2 protein-coding genes are annotated in these 3,415 nt (G+C 41.4%); one reads left to right on the forward strand and one right to left on the reverse strand.

Annotation, left to right across the window (positions count from 1 at the left end; translation table 11 throughout):
- Positions 1-27: 27 nt before the first annotated feature.
- Entirely contained in the window at positions 28-3,231 is a 3,204-nt protein-coding gene (locus ABXH34_RS15170; RefSeq protein WP_353572730.1) for a LamG-like jellyroll fold domain-containing protein, read from the reverse strand.
- Positions 3,232-3,324: 93 nt separating this feature from the next.
- Between ABXH34_RS15170 and ABXH34_RS15175 the strand changes: the two genes are divergently transcribed.
- The coding region (locus ABXH34_RS15175; RefSeq protein ID WP_353572731.1) for a DNA translocase FtsK at positions 3,325-3,415 on the forward strand (91 nt) is incomplete at its 3' end.

The raw sequence follows: 3,415 nt of genomic DNA on the forward strand, positions 1-3,415 counted from the left end.
ACCCCATATCGAGACAACACCATCACCCTACCAACGCCGACGACGTGGGCATAAACCATAACGTCTACCGCGTCTACCACGCCAACGTAGCTGTGGCACAAGCGATTCCGCAATAATCACAGGCTCATCACCGTAATAAATCAAAATTGGCACAAGCTCTTCTTCACCATCTTTATGCTCCAATACCACATCAACCCGCACAAAATGCCCCACAACCGTCACATCCGCATTCAATAAATTCAATGTGGTTTGAGACTGAATCTTGATTGTCTCAACATAAAACCGGGCAGGCTCAGGAATATAACGCTGTACATTTTCAAATTGAGCTGGCCACTGACCTGTCACCGTCAAATGCTCATCCACTTGCAATAAAGCATTCAATGCCAAACGATAAGCATGAAATAAATGCAATTCATTTACTGGAGTTGGTGGATATTCCTCTGATAACACCTTGCCATCACTCAAATAACCATGCTCATAATAATATTGCACATACTCCTCAGCAGTTTCATCCAACACACTGTCAAAAACAGCAATACAAGAAATATCCTCAAACGGTGTGATTTGTAAATAAGGCGTGGTTTTACCTTCACATTGAGGAGAATTCCCCCTCCATGAATGGAACTTAGACAAAGTATCCGCTTCGGCTTTCAAACCAATCGTGCGCCCCACTTCAATATAATCCTCACAATCACCACCACAATAAATGCCCAGCACTTTAATCGTACCGCTACCACTGCCGCCGTTATTATTCACCGTCACACGCACCATATTCTGAGGTGGTTCAGGCAACAACATTACATTGCTCATACATGACTTAGACTCATCCATTAGCACACTGATATTTGATGCTGTTTCACCTTCGCACGCGCCTTTCCAACCGATAAACTCACTACCCGCCGCGACTCTAACCGATAAATCAACCATCGAATCTTTGACGAAACGGCTTTGTTGTTTACTGATACACCCATCACCACATAATTTAATGATTTCGCCTGCTTGTTTGATTGAAAATGTGCTACGACCATCACCCATCTTCATCACTTCTAATAAACGGGAATTGGCATCACGTTCAAGATCAAAGGTTGCCATACATGTTTTGCTGATTGACATTTGAATCTGAATGCTCGGTTCTGTACCGCGACATGAGCCTGACCATGATTGGAATACTGAACCCGCGTCTGGTGTCGCATCTAAAGTCACTAAAATATTTTCAGAATAATTAAAGCTTTGCATTGAGCATGTGTTGTCACAAGTGATGTTGCCATCATCAGAAGTCACGCTACCAGAGCCAGAACCACGTTTATTGATGGTCAGAACCGAAGGCGTACATATTGGATAATCAGCAAACTGTGGAAATCCTGAATAATCAACGCTTGGATCAAGACAAATATCTTCTCGCTCATCAACGGTGATATTTTCAATTCCAAATGCCGTATTGAAGTCTGGCAATGCCCCAGAAAATTGATTGTCATCTAAAAATATATTTTCGAGTTGGGTTAAACCGTCTAACGCGGGATAGTTGCCTGTGAGTTTGTTATCACTGACATCTAAATGAGTTAAATTGGTTAAGGTGTCCAAGTTAGGCATTGCACCTGTTAATTGGTTATTTGATAAGTCAATGGTTTGTAAATGGGTGAGTTTATTCAAAGGCAAAATATCGCCTTCCAATTTATTCCCACTGGCAGACAATACGCCCATTTCGGTGAGGATTTCTAACGCTGGCGGTAATTCACCATCAAGGTTATTGTTGTCGAGTCTGATGCCAACGACTTCACCGTCTTCACAACTGATGCCATGCCATGCACACGGGTCATTGTCTTGTAGCCAACCTGTATTGGTGTTCCACGCATCACCATTGGTATTTTCGTAGAGTTTGACTAAAGCTTCACAGGCTTCGGTATTGAGATTAGTTGCAAGGCTGCAATCAAATGCTTGGTTGTATAAAGCTGCAATTTCTTCGGCAGTTAGCGCACGTTTGTATATTGAGACTTCGGCAATATCGCCAACAAAAGCACGGTCTCTGCCGCCGTCCCAACCAATAGCAATACGTCCACCTTGAATAAAATTAGGTAGTTCGACTTTGCCTATCGGTTGCCCATTTACATAACCAATATATTCTGACCCATTCCATGTTGCTGCCAACTCTGTCCATTCATTCAATGGGATTGGCTCACTTCTTAAGAATGTATTAACACTAGTTGGAATAGGTTTGGTTGAGCCATTCGGTCTGTAAATAAATAAGGCACGTAGCTCATTGTTTTTACCTTCTAACCACATTCCTGGGTAATCATCATTTGCATGGAAAATATAATGACGGCTTTTCTGTAAAGTTGGTTTCACTTTAGCCATTAATGTGAAGTGGTCATCAACATAATCGCCCCATTCATTCGGTAAATGTACCGCGCCGTTATTGTCACCAGTTGGGTGCATGTCGCGTGTCCAACGAATGATAGGTGTATTGACATCATCAGTTTGAGCTTGAAGTTCAAAGTTCTGATTATCATGATTCTCAGCCATTTCTAAATATACACGAGAGAATGGTATTACTTGATAACCTGTTTTTTCGGGAACAAGTGTGCCAAACCAGCCTTGTGGTACGGTGCATTGATAGTAGCCTGCATGGTCAGAGGTTTGACATTCCGCGCCAGATTGACTGAAATTTACACCGCTAGCAGGTTGCCCATTGAGCGTTGTATAGCCTGAAATGGTGACTGTGGCAACAGTATCGGATTCAAGTAATTTAATATCATCAACTCGTCCGCCATAACCTGCACGAAATATGAAAGAGTTGATTTTTTCTAACGTCGCATTAGGAATAGCAGATTTAAGATCAACTTCTAAGTTACGGGTAAAGTTGTGCCAATTACCATCTAACCCACTCATATCAAGACCACAATTTACATAAGCAGAGTCATTGCTTGATACTTGGCAACCCAAACGTTTATTGAAGCTGTAATCTATATGTCTGACTCCTACATCTGTTGTAATTGCCCATGATGCAATGCGAACTGTACCTTTTGTACTCCATTGTGCAACAAGTTTGCTGGCTTCATTAAAATACTCGCCATCAGCATGTTTTATTTCATATCTTGAAATTGGATTACCTTGAAATTCTAAGACTTGGGAGTTTCTTTCTGTATCAAAGACTATTTCATAAGGCGGTGTATCATAGTCTTCAACTAACTGGAGTCCTTGTGCTGCACCATCTTCTGCGTCTTCAATGCTCACAATTGGATCAGAACAAAGTGGAAATTCATTAGCTTTTTCTGTGTATCTTCCATAATCTACATTTGGATTTCTACATAAATCGTTATTTTTAATATTAAGGGTAAAATAACGGATGCAAAACCCGGTCCTGTGGTTACATTATATGAATTAGAACCAACAGCAGGGACGAAATCGTCAAGAGTTA

This window comes from Candidatus Albibeggiatoa sp. nov. BB20 (assembly GCA_016744725.1).
Lineage (GTDB): Bacteria > Pseudomonadota > Gammaproteobacteria > Beggiatoales > Beggiatoaceae > Albibeggiatoa.